Annotated in this window: 16 protein-coding genes, 2 tRNA genes and 1 other RNA gene; 14 read left to right on the plus strand and 5 right to left on the minus strand. The window is 69.5% G+C overall.

Features of this window, described 5'->3' with window-relative positions; all coding sequences use genetic code 11:
• Positions 1 to 10: 10 nt before the first annotated feature.
• The 3 genes from ACQGNW_RS00970 to ACQGNW_RS00980 all read left to right on the plus strand — a co-directional run bounded on the left by ACQGNW_RS00970 (position 11) and on the right by ACQGNW_RS00980 (position 2377).
• Positions 11 to 820 (plus strand): ferritin-like domain-containing protein, encoded by an 810-nt coding sequence (locus tag ACQGNW_RS00970; RefSeq protein WP_426661194.1) that lies wholly within the window; start codon positions 11 to 13, stop codon positions 818 to 820.
• Between the two features lie 164 nt (positions 821 to 984).
• Positions 985 to 1380, plus strand: coding sequence for a carboxypeptidase-like regulatory domain-containing protein (locus ACQGNW_RS00975; protein ID WP_426661195.1), 396 nt, complete (start codon positions 985 to 987; stop codon positions 1378 to 1380).
• A 451-nt stretch (positions 1381 to 1831) separates the two neighbouring features.
• Positions 1832 to 2377, plus strand: coding sequence for a DUF3887 domain-containing protein (locus tag ACQGNW_RS00980; RefSeq protein ID WP_426661196.1), 546 nt, complete (start codon positions 1832 to 1834; stop codon positions 2375 to 2377).
• 111 nt (positions 2378 to 2488) lie between these two features.
• On the opposite strand, the gene ACQGNW_RS00985 is transcribed toward ACQGNW_RS00980, so the two are convergent.
• Positions 2489 to 2565, minus strand: a tRNA-Pro gene (locus ACQGNW_RS00985).
• 162 nt (positions 2566 to 2727) lie between these two features.
• On the opposite strand from ACQGNW_RS00985, the gene hisS reads away from it, so the two are divergent.
• The 3 genes from hisS to ACQGNW_RS01000 are packed head-to-tail and all read left to right on the plus strand — an operon-like array spanning position 2728 to position 6574.
• Positions 2728 to 4200: a histidine--tRNA ligase gene (hisS, locus tag ACQGNW_RS00990; RefSeq protein WP_426661197.1), complete on the plus strand. Its 1473-nt coding sequence runs from the start codon at positions 2728 to 2730 to the stop codon at positions 4198 to 4200.
• 23 nt (positions 4201 to 4223) lie between these two features.
• Positions 4224 to 6161, plus strand: coding sequence for an HAL/PAL/TAL family ammonia-lyase (locus ACQGNW_RS00995; RefSeq protein ID WP_426661198.1), 1938 nt, complete (start codon positions 4224 to 4226; stop codon positions 6159 to 6161).
• A gap of 14 nt (positions 6162 to 6175) precedes the next feature.
• The gene (locus ACQGNW_RS01000; protein WP_426661199.1) at positions 6176 to 6574 is read left to right on the plus strand and encodes a DUF6165 family protein; all 399 of its coding nucleotides are present in this window, start codon (positions 6176 to 6178) and stop codon (positions 6572 to 6574) included.
• A gap of 33 nt (positions 6575 to 6607) precedes the next feature.
• Here ACQGNW_RS01000 and ACQGNW_RS01005 read toward each other — a convergent pair whose 3' ends face one another.
• Positions 6608 to 7651 carry a glycosyltransferase family 9 protein gene (locus tag ACQGNW_RS01005; protein ID WP_426661200.1) on the minus strand — a complete coding sequence of 348 codons (1044 nt, stop codon included), beginning with the start codon at positions 7649 to 7651 and terminating at the stop codon, positions 6608 to 6610.
• 60 nt (positions 7652 to 7711) lie between these two features.
• On the opposite strand from ACQGNW_RS01005, the gene ACQGNW_RS01010 reads away from it, so the two are divergent.
• From ACQGNW_RS01010 to ACQGNW_RS01045, 8 genes are all read left to right on the plus strand, one after another.
• On the plus strand, positions 7712 to 8419 hold the full coding sequence (locus ACQGNW_RS01010; protein ID WP_426661201.1) for a 3-deoxy-D-manno-octulosonic acid kinase: 708 nt from the start codon (positions 7712 to 7714) through the stop codon (positions 8417 to 8419).
• Positions 8416 to 9174, plus strand: coding sequence for an MBL fold metallo-hydrolase (locus ACQGNW_RS01015; RefSeq protein ID WP_426661202.1), 759 nt, complete (start codon positions 8416 to 8418; stop codon positions 9172 to 9174). The genes ACQGNW_RS01010 and ACQGNW_RS01015 overlap by 4 nt, the downstream gene beginning before the upstream one ends.
• Positions 9175 to 9458: 284 nt before the next feature.
• A tRNA-Ser gene (locus tag ACQGNW_RS01020) sits at positions 9459 to 9551 on the plus strand.
• 82 nt (positions 9552 to 9633) lie between these two features.
• Positions 9634 to 9730, plus strand: an RNA gene (ffs, locus tag ACQGNW_RS01025) — signal recognition particle sRNA small type.
• A 209-nt stretch (positions 9731 to 9939) separates the two neighbouring features.
• Positions 9940 to 11604: a DNA polymerase III subunit gamma/tau gene (gene dnaX / locus ACQGNW_RS01030; protein ID WP_426661203.1), complete on the plus strand. Its 1665-nt coding sequence runs from the start codon at positions 9940 to 9942 to the stop codon at positions 11602 to 11604.
• Between the two features lie 16 nt (positions 11605 to 11620).
• The gene (locus tag ACQGNW_RS01035) at positions 11621 to 11944 is read left to right on the plus strand and encodes a YbaB/EbfC family nucleoid-associated protein (protein WP_426661204.1); all 324 of its coding nucleotides are present in this window, start codon (positions 11621 to 11623) and stop codon (positions 11942 to 11944) included.
• An 87-nt stretch (positions 11945 to 12031) separates the two neighbouring features.
• A complete protein-coding gene (gene recR, locus ACQGNW_RS01040; protein ID WP_426661205.1) occupies positions 12032 to 12622 on the plus strand; it encodes a recombination mediator RecR in 591 nt (196 codons plus the stop codon).
• A gap of 204 nt (positions 12623 to 12826) precedes the next feature.
• Positions 12827 to 13171: a histidine triad nucleotide-binding protein gene (locus ACQGNW_RS01045; RefSeq protein WP_426661206.1), complete on the plus strand. Its 345-nt coding sequence runs from the start codon at positions 12827 to 12829 to the stop codon at positions 13169 to 13171.
• Between the two features lie 64 nt (positions 13172 to 13235).
• On the opposite strand, the gene ACQGNW_RS01050 is transcribed toward ACQGNW_RS01045, so the two are convergent.
• Genes ACQGNW_RS01050 through ACQGNW_RS01060 form a run of 3 tightly spaced genes read right to left on the minus strand, consistent with a single transcriptional unit; the run spans position 13236 to position 16758 of the window.
• Positions 13236 to 13823: a Slp family lipoprotein gene (locus ACQGNW_RS01050; RefSeq protein WP_426661207.1), complete on the minus strand. Its 588-nt coding sequence runs from the start codon at positions 13821 to 13823 to the stop codon at positions 13236 to 13238.
• A 47-nt stretch (positions 13824 to 13870) separates the two neighbouring features.
• Positions 13871 to 15826 carry a transglutaminase TgpA family protein gene (locus ACQGNW_RS01055; protein ID WP_426661208.1) on the minus strand — a complete coding sequence of 652 codons (1956 nt, stop codon included), beginning with the start codon at positions 15824 to 15826 and terminating at the stop codon, positions 13871 to 13873.
• A complete protein-coding gene (locus tag ACQGNW_RS01060; protein ID WP_426661209.1) occupies positions 15823 to 16758 on the minus strand; it encodes a DUF58 domain-containing protein in 936 nt (311 codons plus the stop codon). Before ACQGNW_RS01060 ends, ACQGNW_RS01055 begins: the two co-directional genes overlap by 4 nt.
• Positions 16759 to 16858 lie beyond the last annotated feature (100 nt).

Raw genomic sequence — 16858 nt, forward strand, 5'->3', positions numbered from 1 at the left:
GACAAGCCCCATGACCGACCTTCACGCCGCCGCCAAGGCCTGCCTCGATGCCACCGACCCGGCGGAAAAACTCCGCCTCACCCATGCCGCCTGGGCCGCGCTGCAATCGGGCGAATTGCGTCCCGACGGTGCCGCTTCGCCGCCCGAGCCCATCGGCGCTCCGGGGCGCCCCGCCAGGCCGCAACTGGTGAGCGCCCGCCAGGTGCCGCAGCGTGGCCTCGGCAGCGCCGAAGGCCGCGCCGCGCTGGTGCACGCGGTGGCGCACATCGAGTTCAACGCGATCAACCTCGCCTGGGATGCGGTGTACCGCTTCCGCGGCATGCCCGGCGACTACTACCGCGACTGGACCCGTTGCGCCCACGACGAGGCGCGCCACTTCGCGCTGCTGTCCGCGCGGCTGGCGGAACTCGGCCATGTCTACGGCGACTTCGATGCGCACAACGGCCTGTGGGAGATGGCCGAGAAGACCGCGCATTCCGACACCGCACGCATGGCGCTGGTGCCGCGCGTGCTGGAGGCGCGCGGACTGGATGTGACGCCCGGCATGATCGAGCGCCTGCGCCATGCGGGCGACGAACGCACCATCGCCGTGCTGGAGGTGATCCTGCGCGAGGAAGTCGCCCACGTGGCCGCCGGCACGCGCTGGTATCGCTGGTGCTGCGAACGCGACGGCGTCGACCCCTTCGAGCACTTCTTTGGCCTGCTGCGCGACCACCTCGGCGTCAGCCTGCGCGGCCCATTCAACCGGCCTGCCCGGCTGGAGGCGGGCTTCGTCGAGGCCGAGCTGGACCGGCTGGCGGCGCTGGGCGCGGCGGGCTGAGCGCGCCTGACCTGCTCCACTTGTGAAAAGCCGCCGCATGCCGCTAGGTTGCAGAACCGCCCGAGGGTGAGCAGGAACCGGCATGGCCGGTGGGGCGGGAACCGGGATGCCCAGTCCACCGTTGCAGGCGGGCTCCCATTCACTGGATGTCTAGGGAGGGGAACATGAGGAACATCGAGCACGCCAGGCACAGCCTGCGCGTCACCCGGACCGCGCGCGTGATGTCCCGGCTGGCAGTGGTCGCCGGAATGGTGGCGACGGGCGGCATGCTGCCGCTGTCCGCCGGCGCGCAAGGCACGACGGCACACATCTTCGGGCAGGCGCCGGCCGGCGAAACCGTGTTCGCGCAAAGCAGCACCGGCCTGCATCGCCGTGTCACCGTCGATGCCAAAGGACGCTACAACCTGGGCAACCTGCCCATGTCGACTTATACGGTGTCGTTGGAGAAGGACGGCAAGACCGTCGATACGCGCGCCAACATTCCGTTGATGGTGGGGCGTGGTGCGGAGGTGGATTTCGCCTGCCCGAACGACCACTGTGCCGCGGCGTCGGACGGCTGAGGGAGAACGCCCCGGCGGTGATGTCGATCGGTCGATCCCGTGCCGCAAATCCGAAACGACAACGGCCGCCTCATGGGCGGCCGTTGTCGTTGAAGCATCCGTCGGCGGAAACGGCAAAGACGGTCCCGGCCGGATTCGCGATGCGGAGCAGGCGCCATGGGCACGCAGGGTAGCCACCAGCTGCTTCGACCCGCCGGGCCGCCTGGCCGTCCTGATCGTCACGGGGCGAACCCGTGATCGATTGAACACCGGAAGCTCACCTTGCTGAATGATCACGAGCGCGCGGTTTGACAGGGACATCCGGGCTCACGAGGATGGTGAGGCGCCGCGCAGACGGCGCTCCCTCCGCGACGGCCCTGGCCGCTTCATCGCCGGCACCGCGCCTCGGTCGATGCGCCCCCTGACTGACACGCTTGCCGTCGCGCTCCCATCCCCACGAGGAGGAGACGACATGAAACAGGCGATCCCTTTCATCCTTCCGGCCATGTTGATGGCCTTCGGTGCCGCCCAGGCCCAGACGGCTCCCGGGCAGCAAACCCCGCAGCAGATGCCTCAGCAGGAAATGCAGCAGCAACAGGAGCTGCAGCAGCAGGAGATGCACCGGCAGGAGCTGCAGCAGCAGAAACCCCAGCAGGCACCGCGGTCGACACCGGCCTCGGCTGCGCAGACGACGAGTTGCGGTGGCGCGGCGAACAGGGCGATCACCGCCATGAACAAGGGAGACTTCGATGGTGCGATGCAGTCGTTCGACCCCGCGCACAAGCCGGCAAGCGACAAGCTGCAGGAGGCCTGGGGAAACCTGACGAAGCAGTACGGCAACGCCAAGTCGATCGGCGGCGCGAGCCAGGGACAGGTGACGCAGGGCTACGTCGTCGTGCTGGTTCCGTTGCAGTTCGACAAGGGACAGCTTGGCGCCGAAGCCGCCTGCGGCGTGAACGGACAGCTGGTGATGCTGCGTTTCGGCCTGATGCCGAATGCGGCGGCCTCGAAGTCCTGATGCCGGCTTCGTTCCAGGGGCGATCCGCGCGCGCTGTCCGGAAAACAAGAAAGCCGCCCGGAAGGGCGGCTCTTCTGTTCCTGGGATCCGTGGATCCGGGAGTTTGGATCTTGGTCGGGGAGACAGGATTTGAACCTGCGACTTCTACGTCCCGAACGTAGCGCTCTACCAGGCTGAGCTACACCCCGCGGGAGCCGCATATCCTAGCGACGGCCGGCGGGCTTGGCAACAGGTTCCCTTGCGCGTCTTTCCGGGCGCCGCGGACGAGGCGGGCCATCTGTTAACCTTGGCGGCTGCCGCCGCGCGGCGATTTGCCGGCGGTGCGTCCATCTCCGTTCACAGAGGTTTCCATGGCGCTTACCCCGGCCCGCACCATGCCCGGCGTGCTCGAGCTGCTGCCGCTCGACCAGATCGCGTTCCAGCGCATGCTCGACACGATCCGCCGCAACTACGAGCGCTTCGGCTTCCTGCCGGTGGAGACCCCGGCGATCGAATACGCTGACGTGCTGCTGACCAAGACCGGCGGCGAGACCGAGCGGCAGGTGTATTTCGTGCAGTCCACCGGCTCGCTGGAAAGTACAGAGGATGAGGTCGTGCGGAAGATGGCGGCTTTGGCCTTTGACTCCAGGGCTGAAGACTCGGCGGAATCCCTTGCGCGCAGGATGCACGAACTTGCATTCCCAACCCCGGATCTGGCGTTGCGCTTCGACCTCACCGTGCCGCTGGCGCGCTACGTGGCCGAGCACGAGCGCGAGCTGAGCTTCCCGTTCCGCCGCTACCAGATGCAGCGCGTGTACCGCGGCGAGCGCGCGCAGCGCGGCCGCTTCCGCGAGTTCTACCAGTGCGACATCGACGTGATCGGCAAGGACAGCCTGTCGATCCGCTACGACGCCGAGCTGCCGGCGGTGATCTACAGCGTGTTCCGCGAACTGGCGATTGGCCCGTTCACCATCCAGCTCAACAACCGCAAACTGATGCGCGGCTATTTCGAGAGCCTGGGCGTGGCCGATGCCGAGCAGCAGATGCTGGTGCTGCGCGAGGTGGACAAGCTCGACAAGCGCGGCGCCGGCCACGTGCGCGACACGCTCGTTGGCGATGGCTTCGGTCTTTCGCCCGAGGCGGTGGACAAGATCCTCGCCTTCGTGCAGGTGCGCTCGACCTCGCTGCAGGACGCGTTCGACAAGCTCGACGCGCTGGGCGCCGGCCCCGAGGCGCTGGAGCAGGGCCGCGCCGAACTGAAGGAAGTGCTGGGACTGATCCACGCGTTCGGCGTGCCGGAGACGCATTACGCGCTCAACCTGTCGATCGCGCGCGGCCTCGACTACTACACCGGCACTGTCTACGAGACCACGCTCAACGAGCACCCGCAGATCGGCTCCATCTGTTCGGGCGGCCGCTACGAGAACCTCGCCGGCCAGTACACCAAGTCGCACCTGCCCGGCGTGGGCATCTCCATCGGCCTCAGCCGGCTGTACTGGCAGCTGCGCGAGGCCGGCCTGGTCGCGACCGCGCAGAGCACGGTGGACGTGCTGGTCACGCAGATGGACGAGGCGCAGCTGCCGGCCTACCTCGCGCTGGCCGGCGAACTGCGCAGCGCCGGCATCGCCACCGAAGTGGTGCTGGAGGGCGGCAAGCTGGGCAAGCAGTTCAAGTACGCCGACCGCGCCGGCATCCGCTTCGCCGTGGTGCTCGGCGAGGACGAGCTGGCGAAGGGCGTGGTCACCGTGAAGGATCTGCGCCGCGGCGACCAGTTCGAAGTGGCGCGCGCCGAACTGGTCAAGACGCTGCGGGTGGAGCTGGAGCAGGCCGCGGCGATGGGCTGAGGTCGCCGCCGTCGCGCCGCCGGATGCGGCAGCCGTTGCATCAACCTGTTGGAGCACTTGTGAGCAAAACCATTCTTCTCGACGGCGGCAGCCTGACGCGGGCGCAGCTGGTGGCGGTGGCGCGCGACGGCGCCAAGGTGGCGCTGGACGCGAAACAGCTGGAGCGCGTGCGGCGCGCGGCGGATTTCCTCGCCGACAAGGTCAATTGCGGCGAGCCGACCTACGGCGTCACCACCGGCTTCGGCAGCAACGCCGACAAGCTGCTGGGCGCGCACCGTGTGCGCGACGAATTGCCGGGCAGCCGCACCGGGGTGCCGGAAGGCACGCTGCTGGAAGAACTGCAGCACAACCTGATCACCACCCATGCCGTGTGCGTGGGCAAACCGTTCGGTGCGGACGTGGTGCGCGCGATGCTCGTCATCCGCATCAACACGCTGATGCGCGGGCACTCCGGCATCCGCGTGACCACGCTGGAGGCGCTGGCCGCGATGCTCAATGCCGGCGTGGTGCCGGTGGTGCCGGAGAAGGGCTCGGTGGGCGCCAGCGGCGACCTCGCGCCGCTCTCGCACCTGGCCATCGTGCTGCTGGGTGGCGGCGAGGCGTTCTACCAAGGCGAGCGCCTGCCGGGTGGCGAGGCGCTGCAGCGTGCCGGCCTCGAGCCCGTGCGCCTGTCGTTCAAGGAAGGGCTGGCGCTCAACAACGGCACCGCGCAGATGCTGGCCACCGGCACGCTGGCGCTGCACGACCTGGAGCACTTGCTCGACGCCGCCGACCTCGCCGCTTCGATGACGCTGGACGCCTTCGCCGGCCGCAGCGGCGCGTTGCGCCCGGAGGTGCACGAACTGCGTCCGCATCCGGGCCAGGTTGCGGTGGCCGCGCACGTGCGCGAACAGCTGCAAGGTTCCACCTTGCTCGACATCCCCTACCACCTCGTGCCGCGCTTCAAGCCGTGGACCGCCGACGCATGGAGCGAGCCGGACGACCAGGCGCTCAGCTTCGACATCGGCTGGGACTGGGTGCCGGCCAACCAGCGCCACGGCCGCGAGGCGTTCTACGCGCGCTTCCTGCCGTTCAAGGGCGGCAAGAAACACCAGCCGCAGGACGCCTACTGCCTGCGCTGCATGCCGCAGGTGCACGGCGCCGTGCGCGACGCGTGGGCGCAGGCCTGCCGCGTGTTCGACATCGAGCTCAACGCGGTCACCGACAACCCGCTGATCTTCCCGGATGCGGAAGGTGCGCGCTTCATCGAGGAGCAGGTGATCTCCGCCGGCCACTTCCACGGCATGCCGCTGGCGCTGGCGATGAGCTACGTGAAGGCGGCGATCCCGGTGCTGGCCTCGATCTCCGAGCGCCGCCTCAACAAGCTGGTCGACCCGGCGACGAACGACGGCCTGCCGGCCTTCCTCAGCGGCAACGAGGACGGCACCGACTCCGGCTTCATGATCGTGCAGTACACCGCCGCGGCGCTGGTCAATGACCTCGCCACCCGCGCGCATCCGGCCAGCGTGTATTCGGTGCCGACCAGCGCGAACGCCGAGGACCACGTCTCGATGGGCGCCAACGAGGCGCGCCACGTGCTGGAGATGATCGAGGACCTCGGCCACGTGATCGCGCTGGAGCTGTACACCGCCGCGCAGGCGCTGGACTACCGCCAGGAGATGCTCAACGCCGCGCGCCGCCTCGCCCAGCGCGGCGGCTGGCAGGCGCTGGCGGCGAAGGTGTCCAATGCACCGCGCGAAGGCCAGCCGCACCACGAGCAGTTCGTCGCCGAGGCGCAGCAGCTGGCCGGGGCGCTGGCCGCCAGCAGCGACTTCCACGCCGGCGCCGACGTGCGCCGCGCCCATGCCGCCTTGCGCCAGCACATCGACTTCCTGCACCGCGACCGCGCGCTGGACGGCGACGTGCGCACCATCTGCGAACTCGTGCGCCGGGGTGTCTTCCATCCCGCCCACGCCCACTGAACCTGGAGTACGACATGAGCCTGATCCAGACCCCGGTGTCCTACGGCGAGCTGATCGACAAGATCACCATCCTCGAAATCAAGTCGCAGCGCATCGGCGATCCCGCCAAGCTGGCCAACGTGCGCACCGAGCTCGACCTGCTCAACGCCACCTGGGCGGCGCACCCCGCCTCGAAGGCCGACATCGCCGACGAACGCGCGCGCCTGCTCGCGGTGAACGAGGCGCTGTGGGACATCGAGGACGCGATCCGCCTCAAGGAAAAGGCGCAGGCCTTCGATGCCGAATTCATCGAGCTGGCGCGCTCGGTGTACTTCCGCAACGACGAGCGCGCGGCGGTGAAGCGCGAGATCAACGTGAAGCTGGGCTCGCAGCTGGTGGAAGAGAAGTCCTACCAGGACTACCGCGCCGTCTGATGTCGCAGCCCCTCTCCGCGCGGAGAGGGGCTTTCAGGCCAGGCCAAGCTCGCGTGCGGCCGCCTCGAAGCGTTCGACCACGTCGTCGACGCCGATCAAATCCATCACGCCCGGCTTCTCGATCTTGCTGCCCCAGGCCAGCTCGCTGGCCGGCTTGCCGAGGAAGCGGCGTGCGGCCTCGTCGTATTTGTCCACGCACCAGCGGCGGTCGGAGTAGGGGCCGGAGCGGTGCGGGTTGCTGGCGGCATGCAGGCCCAGCACCTTGGTACCCACCGCGTTCGCCATGTGCATGGGGCCGGAATCGGGCGTCAGCAGCAGTTGCGCGCGGCCCAGCAATGCCAGCAATTTCTTCAGCGTGTCCTTGCCGGTGAAGTCGAGCGGCGCATGCCTGCAGGCGGCGAGCACCGCATCGGCCATCGCGCGTTCGCCCTGCGAGGGGCCGCCGACCAGCGCGATGCGCCAGCCGCGCGAAGCGGCATGGTCCATCACCGCGGCATAGCGCTCCGGTCGCCAGTTGCGCAGCGCATGGCTGGAAGTGGGGCTCACCAGCAACGTGGACGCGTCGCCCGGCAGTTGTTCCGCGGCCCAGGCCTGCGCCTCGTCGGGAACCGGGATGTCCCAGCGCACTGCGGTCTGCTTCAGGCCCAGCGGCTCGGCGAAGCTGCCGATGGCGTCCAGCACGTGTTCGCCCGTGCGCGGGGGGATGCGCTCGTTGACCACGAGGCCGTGCAGATCCTTCGCGCGCGCCGCGTCGTAGCCGATGCGGCGATGCGCCCTGATGCCCAGGCTCAGCAGGTTGGAGCGTAGCGCCACCTGCATCTGCAGAAGTGCATCGAAGCGCTGGCCACGCAGCGACGCCCACACTTCGCGCATGCCGGCCCAGCCGGCCGCCTTGTCGAAGGTGACGAACTCCACGCCGGGCAGGTCGCCCACCAGCCTGCGTTCCAGCTTGCCCACGATCCAGGTGAGCCGGATTTGCGGCCATGCCGCCTGCAGCGTGCGCGCCAGCGGCACCACGTGGGTGACGTCGCCGATGGCCGAGGTACGCAGCAGGCAAATCGAGGCGGGAACGGGCATGTAGAATCGCAGGAGTTGATCGGGTGAGGGACGGCCGCATCGATGCGGGAACAGCTGCACATGGATGCCGATGGCGCGATTCTGTTCGACGCCGAGGCATCACCACAAGTCGATGACGACTGGTTCGCGCCGGACTACTGGCGCGAACGCGGCGCGCTGCGCTCGCAGCCGGGCGGACGCGGCGGCGTGCAGCTGATCGCCACTCCAGTCGGCGAGTGCGTACTGCGGCACTACCGTCGTGGCGGCCTGGTGGCGAAGCTGATGGGCGATCGCTACCTGTGGCGCGGCGCCGATGCCTCGCGTTGCGTTGCCGAGTTCCGCCTGCTGGCCGAGATTGCGCGACTGGGCCTGCCAGGGCCGGCGCCGGTGGCTGCACGCTATCGCCGGCATGGTCTGTTCTACCGGGCGGACCTGGTCACCCGGCGCATCGCCGATGCGCAGACCCTGGCCGAATGCCTCGCCGCCGGGCGGCTCGATGCCGAACTGGCGCGTGAAGTGGGCGCGCTGGTGGCGCGTTTCCATCGCGCCGGGATCTGGCACGCCGACCTCAACGCGCACAACGTGCTGGTGACGGGCACCGGGCTGTACCTGATCGATTTCGATCGCGGGCGTCTGCGCGCGCCGGCCGAGGGCTGGCGGCTGGCCAACCTGCGGCGGCTGCATCGTTCGCTGGTGAAGCTCTCCCGGCCGGGGCACGACATCGGCGTGTTCGAGCACGATGTCTGGCAGCCCCTGCTTTACGGATACGAACGGACCTTCAGCGCATGAACTGGCATCTGCACTTCCTCGGCACCGGCGCAGCGCATGCGATCAGCGAACTGGGTTCCTCGGCGGTGGTGCTGGAGCGCGACGGCGTGCCGGTGCTGCTGGTCGACTGCGGCCCGGACACGCTGGACCGCTACCTCGACGCCTACGGCGCGCTGCCGCCCGCGCTCTACGTCACCCACACCCACATGGACCACGTGGCGGGGCTGGAGCGCCTGTTCATCAAGCTGTGGTTCGACGAGCACCTGCGCGGCACCACGCGGCTGTTCGCGCATGCGGCGTTGCTGCCGTGGCTGCAGACGCGGGTGGCCGACTACCCCGGCGTGCTGGCCGAGGGCGGCGTGAATTTCTGGGAAGCGTTCCGGCTGGTGCCGTGCACTCGGGGCTTCTGGCTCGATGGCCTCTGGTTCGACGTGTTCGCCAGCCGTCACCACCGCCCCAACACCTCGTTCGGCCTCGCGCTTGCCGGCAGCTTCATCTACACCGGCGACACCCGGCCGATTCCCGAGATGCTGGCGTCGCACGCCGGTGGCGAACTGGTGATCCACGACTGCGGGCTCGTCGGCAATCCGTCGCACACCGGCATCGACGACATCGAGCGCGAGTACGACGCGGCGCTGCGCGCGCGCCTGCTGCTGTACCACTACGGCAGCCAGGCCGATGGCGCGGCGCTGGCGGCGCGCGGCTACCGGGTCGCCGCGGCCGGGCAGCGCGTCGCGCTGGCGTCGCCGCTGGCACCGCATGCGGACGCCGGTTGAGCGCTGCCATCCCTTGTCAGTGGCCGTGGTGGCGGCTATCCTTCCGCCTCTTCACCTGCCGCGGTTTGGCTGGTGGAAGAGTTTTGCGTGCGGAGAGGTGTCCGAGTGGTTGAAGGAGCACGCCTGGAAAGTGTGTATACGGCTTACCCTCGTATCGCGGGTTCGACAAATTCGTCGGGAACGAATTTGGACAGCCGCCAGGCTGGCCCCTCGCGCGGCGAGGGGTGAGGCCCAGGATGGGCCGAACAATCCCGCCCGTGGTCGTGGTGCGAAAGGGTTTATGCGGAGAGGTGTCCGAGTGGTTGAAGGAGCACGCCTGGAAAGTGTGTATACGGCTTATCCCCGTATCGCGGGTTCGAATCCCGCCCTCTCCGCCAGTTTCTGAACAAGCTGCGACAGCGTGAAGCTGGCGCAAGAGCAAGAGCAGCAAGCGTAATCGCTTGACGTCCATGGTGGCCCCGTCGGTCCCCCCGCGACGATAGTCCGCAAACCCCGCCAGGTCCGGAAGGAAGCAACGGTAGTGGATGATTCGGGTGCCGGGGTGTGGCTGGCGGGGCCGCCGCCCATCTGGCGTCAGCGTTTCTTCGAGCCGGAAACCATCCGTTCGCCGATGGCCGGCAAAAGCGAACCCACCCGGCACGTTTGCTCCCTCTCCCTACAGGGGAGAGGGTTGGGGAGAGGGGCTGGGCTCGCGTCAATGACACGCTTTACTGACTTGTAGCCCCCACCTTGGCACAATCGACATTCGCTCCAAGGTAGCCGCGCATGTCCTATCAAGTCCTCGCCCGCAAATGGCGCCCGCGCAAGTTCGCCGAACTGGTGGGGCAGGAACACGTGGTGCGCGCGCTCACCAACGCGCTGGACACCGGGCGCATGCACCACGCCTACCTGTTCACCGGTACGCGCGGCGTGGGCAAGACCACCATCGCGCGCATCTTCGCCAAGTCGCTGAACTGCGAGCGCGGCGAATCGGCCGATCCCTGCGGCGAGTGCGCCGTCTGCACCGCGGTGGACGAGGGCCGCTTCGTGGACCTGCTGGAGATCGACGCGGCCAGCAACACCGGCGTGGACGACGTGCGCGAGGTGATCGAGAACGCGCAGTACGCGCCGTCGCGCGGCCGCTTCAAGGTGTACCTGGTGGACGAGGTGCACATGCTCTCCAAGCCGGCGTTCAACGCGCTGCTGAAGACGCTGGAGGAACCGCCGCCGCACGTGAAGTTCCTGCTCGCCACCACCGACCCGCAGAAGCTGCCGGTGACGGTGCTGTCGCGCTGCCTGAAGTTCAACCTGAAGCGCCTGTTGCCGGAGCAGATCGCCGGCCAGATGCGGCACATCCTGGGCGCCGAGAACATCGCCTACGAGGACGCCGCGATCGAGGAACTGGCGCGCGGCGCCGACGGTTCGCTGCGTGACGGCCTGTCGCTGCTCGACCAGGCCATTGCCTACGGCGGCGGCACGCTGCATGCCGACGACGTGCGCACCATGCTGGGCAGCGTGGCGCGCGGCCAGGTGCTGGGCGTGCTCGACGCGCTGGCCGACGGCGACGGCGCGCGCCTGCTCGCCGGGTGTGCGCAGATCGCCTCGTACTCGCCGGACTTCGGCGGCGTGCTGGACGATCTCGCCGGCGTGTTGCACCGCCTGCAGCTCATCCAGCTGATCCCGGGCTATCGGCTCAACGAGGAAGGCGCCGACGGCGAGGTCCAGCACGCGCTGGCCGCGCGCATCGCGCCGGAGGACGTGCAGCTCTACTACCAGATCGCCATCGGCGGCCGCCGCGATCTCGCGCTGGCGCCCGACGCGCGCACCGGCTTCGAGATGGCGCTGCTGCGCATGCTGGCATTCCGGCCCGGCGACGGGGCGGAACATCCGGCGGCGGAGCGGGCGGCGCCCGCGTCTCGCACCGCCCCGGCGCCTGTTCGCGGCGCCGGGGCGGCATCACCGCCCGCGCCCTCGGCGCAGCGCGTCGCGCCGGCGCCAGCACCGGCGGTCCGCGAGGACGCCGCGCCCGTCGCACGTGCCGTGTCGCGCGATGCCAATGGCCTGCCGCACTGGGAAAGCCTGATCGAGCAGGCCGGCCTGCGCGGCCCGTTCAGCGTGCTGGCGCAGAACGCGGTGCTGCGCGAGCGCGACGGCAATACCCTGGTGCTGGCGCTGCAGCCGGCGCACATGAGCATGGCGGTGGAGCCGATGGTCAGCCAGATGGAAGAGCGCATCAGCGGTGCGCTGGGCGAGCGCATCAAGCTGCGCTTTGTCGACATCGACAAGTCGGCGGCGTCCGCCACGCCGGCCGCGCGCGCCACGCAGGCGCGCAACGAGGCGCAGGCGGCGGCGGAGCAGTCGATCGAGGACGATCCCTTCGTGCAGTCCATGAAACGCGACTTCGGTGCCCGTGTGGTGCCGCAGTCGGTGAAACCCCTGAACAGCCAGTAGAAGACGGAGCAGTGCGATGAGAGGTCAGATCGGCCAGCTGATGCAGCAGGCCCAGCGCATGCAGGAAGACATGAAGCGCGCGCAGGAGGAGATCGCCAAGCTGGAAGTCACCGGCAGCGCCGGCGGCGGCCTGGTGAGCGTCACCATGAGCGGCGCGCACGAGGTGCGCAAGGTGCAGATCGACCGGCAGACCTTCGCCGACGACCCGGAGATGGCCGAGGACCTGGTCGCCGCCGCGATCAACGATGCGGTCAACAAGGTCGCCGAGGCCAGCCGCGCGAAGATGGGCAACGTCACCGCCGGCATGAGCCTGCCGCCGGGCTTCAAGATGCCGTTCTGACATGCCGATCCCTCGGCAGGATCCCGGCCATCCCTGGCCGGACTCTTCAACAACAGCCGCTTCGCAGCCAGGTACCGTCGAAAGTTCATGAGCAAGCTGCTCACCGACCTCATCGAGGCGCTGCGCTGCCTGCCCGGCGTGGGCGGCAAGAGCGCGCAGCGCATGGCGTTCCATCTGCTTGAGCGCGATCGCGAGCGCGGCCTCAAGCTGGCCGACGCCTTGCGCGAGGCGATGCAGCGCATCGGGCATTGCGCGCGCTGCCGCAACTTCAGCGAGGAGGCCTTGTGCGCGATCTGCACCAGCGCCAGCCGCGACCGCCAGCTGCTGTGCGTGGTGGAGTCGCCGGTGGACCTGGCTGCGATCGAGCAGGCCACCGGCTACCGCGGCCGGTACTTCGTGCTGCATGGCCGCTTGTCGCCGCTGGATGGCCTGGGGCCGGAGGAACTGGGCCTGTCCCTGCTCGCGCAGCGACTGGGCGAGGGCGAGGTGGAAGAACTCATCATCGCCACCAATCCCACTGTGGAAGGCGAGGCCACCGCGCATTACCTCGCGCAGCTTGCGCGTGCGGGCGGGGTGCAGCCTACCCGGCTGGCGCACGGCGTGCCGCTGGGTGGCGAACTGGAATACGTGGACCGCGGCACGCTGGCGCATGCCTTCGGCAGTCGTCAACTGCTCTGATTCGGCGATCACCCGCGATCGCGGGAATCAGACGGGCGGCGATCCTTGGCCGCGCCCATCCAGACTTTGCGATCATCCATGATCGCGAGAATCAAACGGGCGGCGATCCTTGGCCGCGCCCATCCAGACTTTGCGATCATCCATGATCGCGAGAATCAAATGGGCGGCCATCCTTGGCCGCACTCTTCGAATCGGGGCAACACCATGACTGACACCATCTTCGGCAAGATCATCCGGCGCGAGATCCCGGCCGACATCGTCTACGAGGACGACGAACTGCTGGCCTTCCGCGATGTGAATCCGCAGGCGCCGGTACACGTGCTGTTCATCCCGAAGCGAACGATCGCCACGCTGGACGACGCCACGCCCGAGGACGCGGCGCTGCTGGGACGCCTGCTGCTGGCCGCGGCCCAGTACGCGAAGCGCGAAGGTTTTGCCGGCCAGGGCTATCGCACGGTGATCAACTGCAACGAATACGGTGGCCAGACCGTGTTCCACCTGCACGTGCACCTGCTGGCCGGCCGGCAGATGCACTGGCCGCCGGGCTGAGCCACGCGCTTCGACGGGTACGAAAAAGCCGGCCAGTGGGCCGGCTCTTTCGTCGGTGCGCCGCTTACTTCTTGGGCGGCGGCGGGGGCGGCGGCGGACGCACCACGATCACCCGCGGGGCGCCCCAGTACGGATACGGGCCGTAGCCCCACGGACCCCACGGACCCCAGAACGGGTCGTAGAAACCGGGTGGATAGGGCGTGCTCACGTACACCGGGCGCTTCGGCCACAGATAGACCACGTCGGCTTCCACGCGCGGATAGGGGTAGTCGTAGTCGCCCACCTTTTGCGTCACCGTGCCGTGGATGGTGCCGGTCACGGTCAACTCGCGGCCGCGGGTGAACACCTCGGGATCGTAGAAGCCGCTGTGGCAGGCCACGAAGCGGCCCTGGTCGTTGCCCGAACGGCCGGTCTCGGGGCGGGCCTGGCTGTCCAGCGGACGCGCCAGGACGTAGAAGCAGGTTTCCTGCGGGCCCGGTTCGGTCTTGATGATCTCGCCGCCCCAGCGTACGCGGGTGCCGCCGGCACCACCCTGCCGGGCGGCAGCGCTGGAGATGGCGGTGTAGTTGCCTTGCAGCGGTTGTGGAATGGTCGCGCAGCCGCCCAGCAGGGCGACGGCCGCGACTAGCGAGAGGGGGCGGTAGAGGGACATGGCGGTTTCTCCATCATGGATGTTTGTGTGCGCAACCCTGTCAACGCCTATTTGACCATGCGGACGGCAGGAAAATCCCGCACCGCGCGTCGCAGCGCGCGGAGGGATTCGGATGTCGGCTCGGAGTGGGCATAGCGCAGTTCGAGGTAGTGGTGCATGAGCTGGATCAACGTGTCGTGTTGTGCCGGCAACGCGCGGGCGGCGCGCTGCAGGTAGTCCCGCGGTCCTTCGCCGGCCTGCCGCGCCACCCCCAGCCGCGCCAGCTTGCGTTCCAGCCGGCGCAGCGCGGCGCGCGCAGCGTCCTCCGGTTCGCGCCGCCGCCACACCCATGCCAGTCCGGCAGCCATCGCCAGCACGCAGCCGATGGCCAGCAGCAGCGCAAGCGTGGACGTGTCCGCCTCGCGGATGCCGAACGGCTTCAGCAGGCCGCGCTGGCGCAGCGCGTCGAAGCCGTTAACGCCCAGGTTCCACCAGCGGTTGACGATGTCCCAGTGGTTGCGCAGCGACTGCAGCCAGCCGCTCTGGTACCAGGGCAGCTGACCCGCCACCGCGGCGGCGGCGCCCCGGCTGATCCGCTGCGGCCGCACCGCGGCGGTGGGGTCGACCCGCACCCAGCCGCGCCCGTCCAGCCACACCTCGCTCCAGGCGTGTGCGTCGGAATTGCGCACCAGCAGGTAGCGTCCCAGTGCATTCCAGTAGCCGCCCTGGTAGCCGGTGACCACGCGGGCGGGGATGCCGGCGGCACGCATCAGCACGGTGAAGGCCGAGGCGTAGTGCTCGCAGAAGCCTTCGCGGGTGTCGAACAGGAAATCGTCCATCGCGTCGCGGCCCAGTGGCGCGGGGGCCAGCGTGTAGCGGAAGCCGCCGTCATGGAACAGCGCGAGCGCGGCGTGCACGATGGCGGCATTGTCGCCGCCGTAGCGTGCGCGCCAGGAACGGCCCAGCGCCAGCGTGCGCGGGTCGAAGCCGGCGGGCAGCTGCAGCCAGCGGGCGCGATACCGGCCGAGTTGCGGTTCCAGCCGGTAGCGGGTGGCGGACTCCAGCGTGTAGTCGCGCAGGTTGTCCACCGGGTGGTCGGCGATCACCTCGCGGTCACGGCGCAGGCTGGCACCGGGCGGCGCGGCCAGCGGCACGTCCAGCGTGGGCAGCACGCGCTGCCGGGTCGGCTCCAGGCTGACGTGGTAGCGGATCACTTGCCCAGCCTCGACCGGAGCCGGTCGCTGCCTGGCTGCGTCGCGGTAGGTCCAGCTGCTGCCGTCGTAATGCTCCATGACGTAGGCGCGGAAATAGCGCTGATCCGGAGGCGGAAGCTGGCCATCGAAGCTCACCCGCAAGGCGGGACTGTCGTCGACCAGCAGCTGGGTGAAGCCGGCCGGGGTCATGCGGTCGCTCAGGCCGGTGCGCTGTTCGCCGGCATTCGGTGCGCCCCACAGCGGCGAGCTCAGCCGCGGCAGCAGCAGGAAGCCGAGCAGGGCCAGCGGCAGCGCGACGGCCAGCAGGCCGAGGCCGGGCAGCAATTCGCGCCACAACCTGGCGGGCTGCCGTCGCCCGGGCTCCAGTGCGCGCAGCGCAGCCAGCGGCGGCAGCAGGCCCAGTGCCACGGTGGTGGTGGCGGTGAGGCTCTGGTCGAACAGCAGCGCGGCCATCAGCGTGAAGCAGGTGAAGCTGGCGCCCACGCGGGCATCGCGTACGGTTTCGGTTTCCAGCAGCTTCAGCACCAGCAGGCCCACCGCCAGCGCGGCACCGGGAGCCTGGCCGAACAAGTTGCCGTACCAGCTCACGATGGCGAGCAGCAGGGCGGCCAGCAGCGGCAGCTTCAGCCAGACCGGCGCGCGCACTTGCCGCTGCCGTCGCAGCCACCAGCGCAGGCCGAGGATCGGGGCCAGCGTGGCGCCCAGCCACCACGGCAGGTGCGGCGCATGCAGCGCCAGCACGGCAGCGAGGCCGAGCGCGACCAGGTCGAAGCCGCGCGTGGTCAGCGGCGTGGTGGCGGGGTTCGTCACGGCAACACCGCCAGCGCGCTCATGCAGCGTGCGTAGTGGGCAGGGCCGCAGCCGACCTCGATGCGCTCGCTTGGCAGGTGCAGGCTGTAGCGCCGGCCCTCGGCCTCGGCCTCGCCCAGCCAGCGCGCCAGCCGGGCGATGCGCGCTTCGCGATCCAGCGCGCGCAGGGCGTTCCAGTCCAGGCGCCAGGTCTCGCGGGGCTCGGGACGGTCGAAATCCTTCACCAGCAGGTCGTGGTGGCGGGCGCTGGCCTTCCATGCGATGTGCCTGGGCGCATCGCCGCGGCGGTAGTCGCGCAGCGCGGCGAGTTCCTCGCCCGCCTGCGGGCGCAGGCGTTCGGGCGCATCGCCAGGCAACAGCGGCGGCGGACCGGCGGTTTCCGGGCGCGGCCACACCAGCACGGCGTGCTGCGGATGCAGCCAGCTCCAGGCGCGGAACAGGCCAAGCGGCCAGGTGCTCCACAGCTTCAGCCGCGGCAAGGGCTGCCAGCCGCGCCTGGTGGTGGCCAGCTGCATCCGCAGTTCCGTGGCGCCTTGCGGCGCGAAGGCGAGCGACTCGCCGACGCAATCCAGGCGCACGGCTTCGCGGGGACGCGGTGTCGCGAAGTCCAGCACCAGCTCCAGCGGTTCGCCGGCGATGGCGTGGCCGGCACGGATGCCGCGCAGGCACAGGCCGTCCAGGGTGCGGAACGCGAGCAGCATGCTCGCCGCGGCCGCCGAGCCCAGCATGCAGGTCAGCAGCAGCGCCGCGTTGTTGGCGTAGTTCAGCGCGCCCACCAGCATCACCAGCAGCAGCACGCCGAAGCCGAGGCCGAACGCGGTGGGCACGATGTAGATGCGCCGCCGGTTCAGTTCGATCGGCAGCGGTTCGGGCTGGCGCAGGCGGGTGAGTGCGGGCAGGCGGCGTTCGGCCCATTGCTGGATGTCTCGCAACGCCGCCTTCCAGGTGGCGCTGCGAGTCGGCGAGTCCGGTGCATGCCCGGACTCGCCGCCGCCGGCCGAGCCGCGGAGGGCTCGGTCGCGTGCGGCACCT

Origin of the sequence: Rhodanobacter aciditrophus, from assembly GCF_050026795.1 — a bacterium.
Classification (GTDB): domain Bacteria; phylum Pseudomonadota; class Gammaproteobacteria; order Xanthomonadales; family Rhodanobacteraceae; genus Rhodanobacter_A.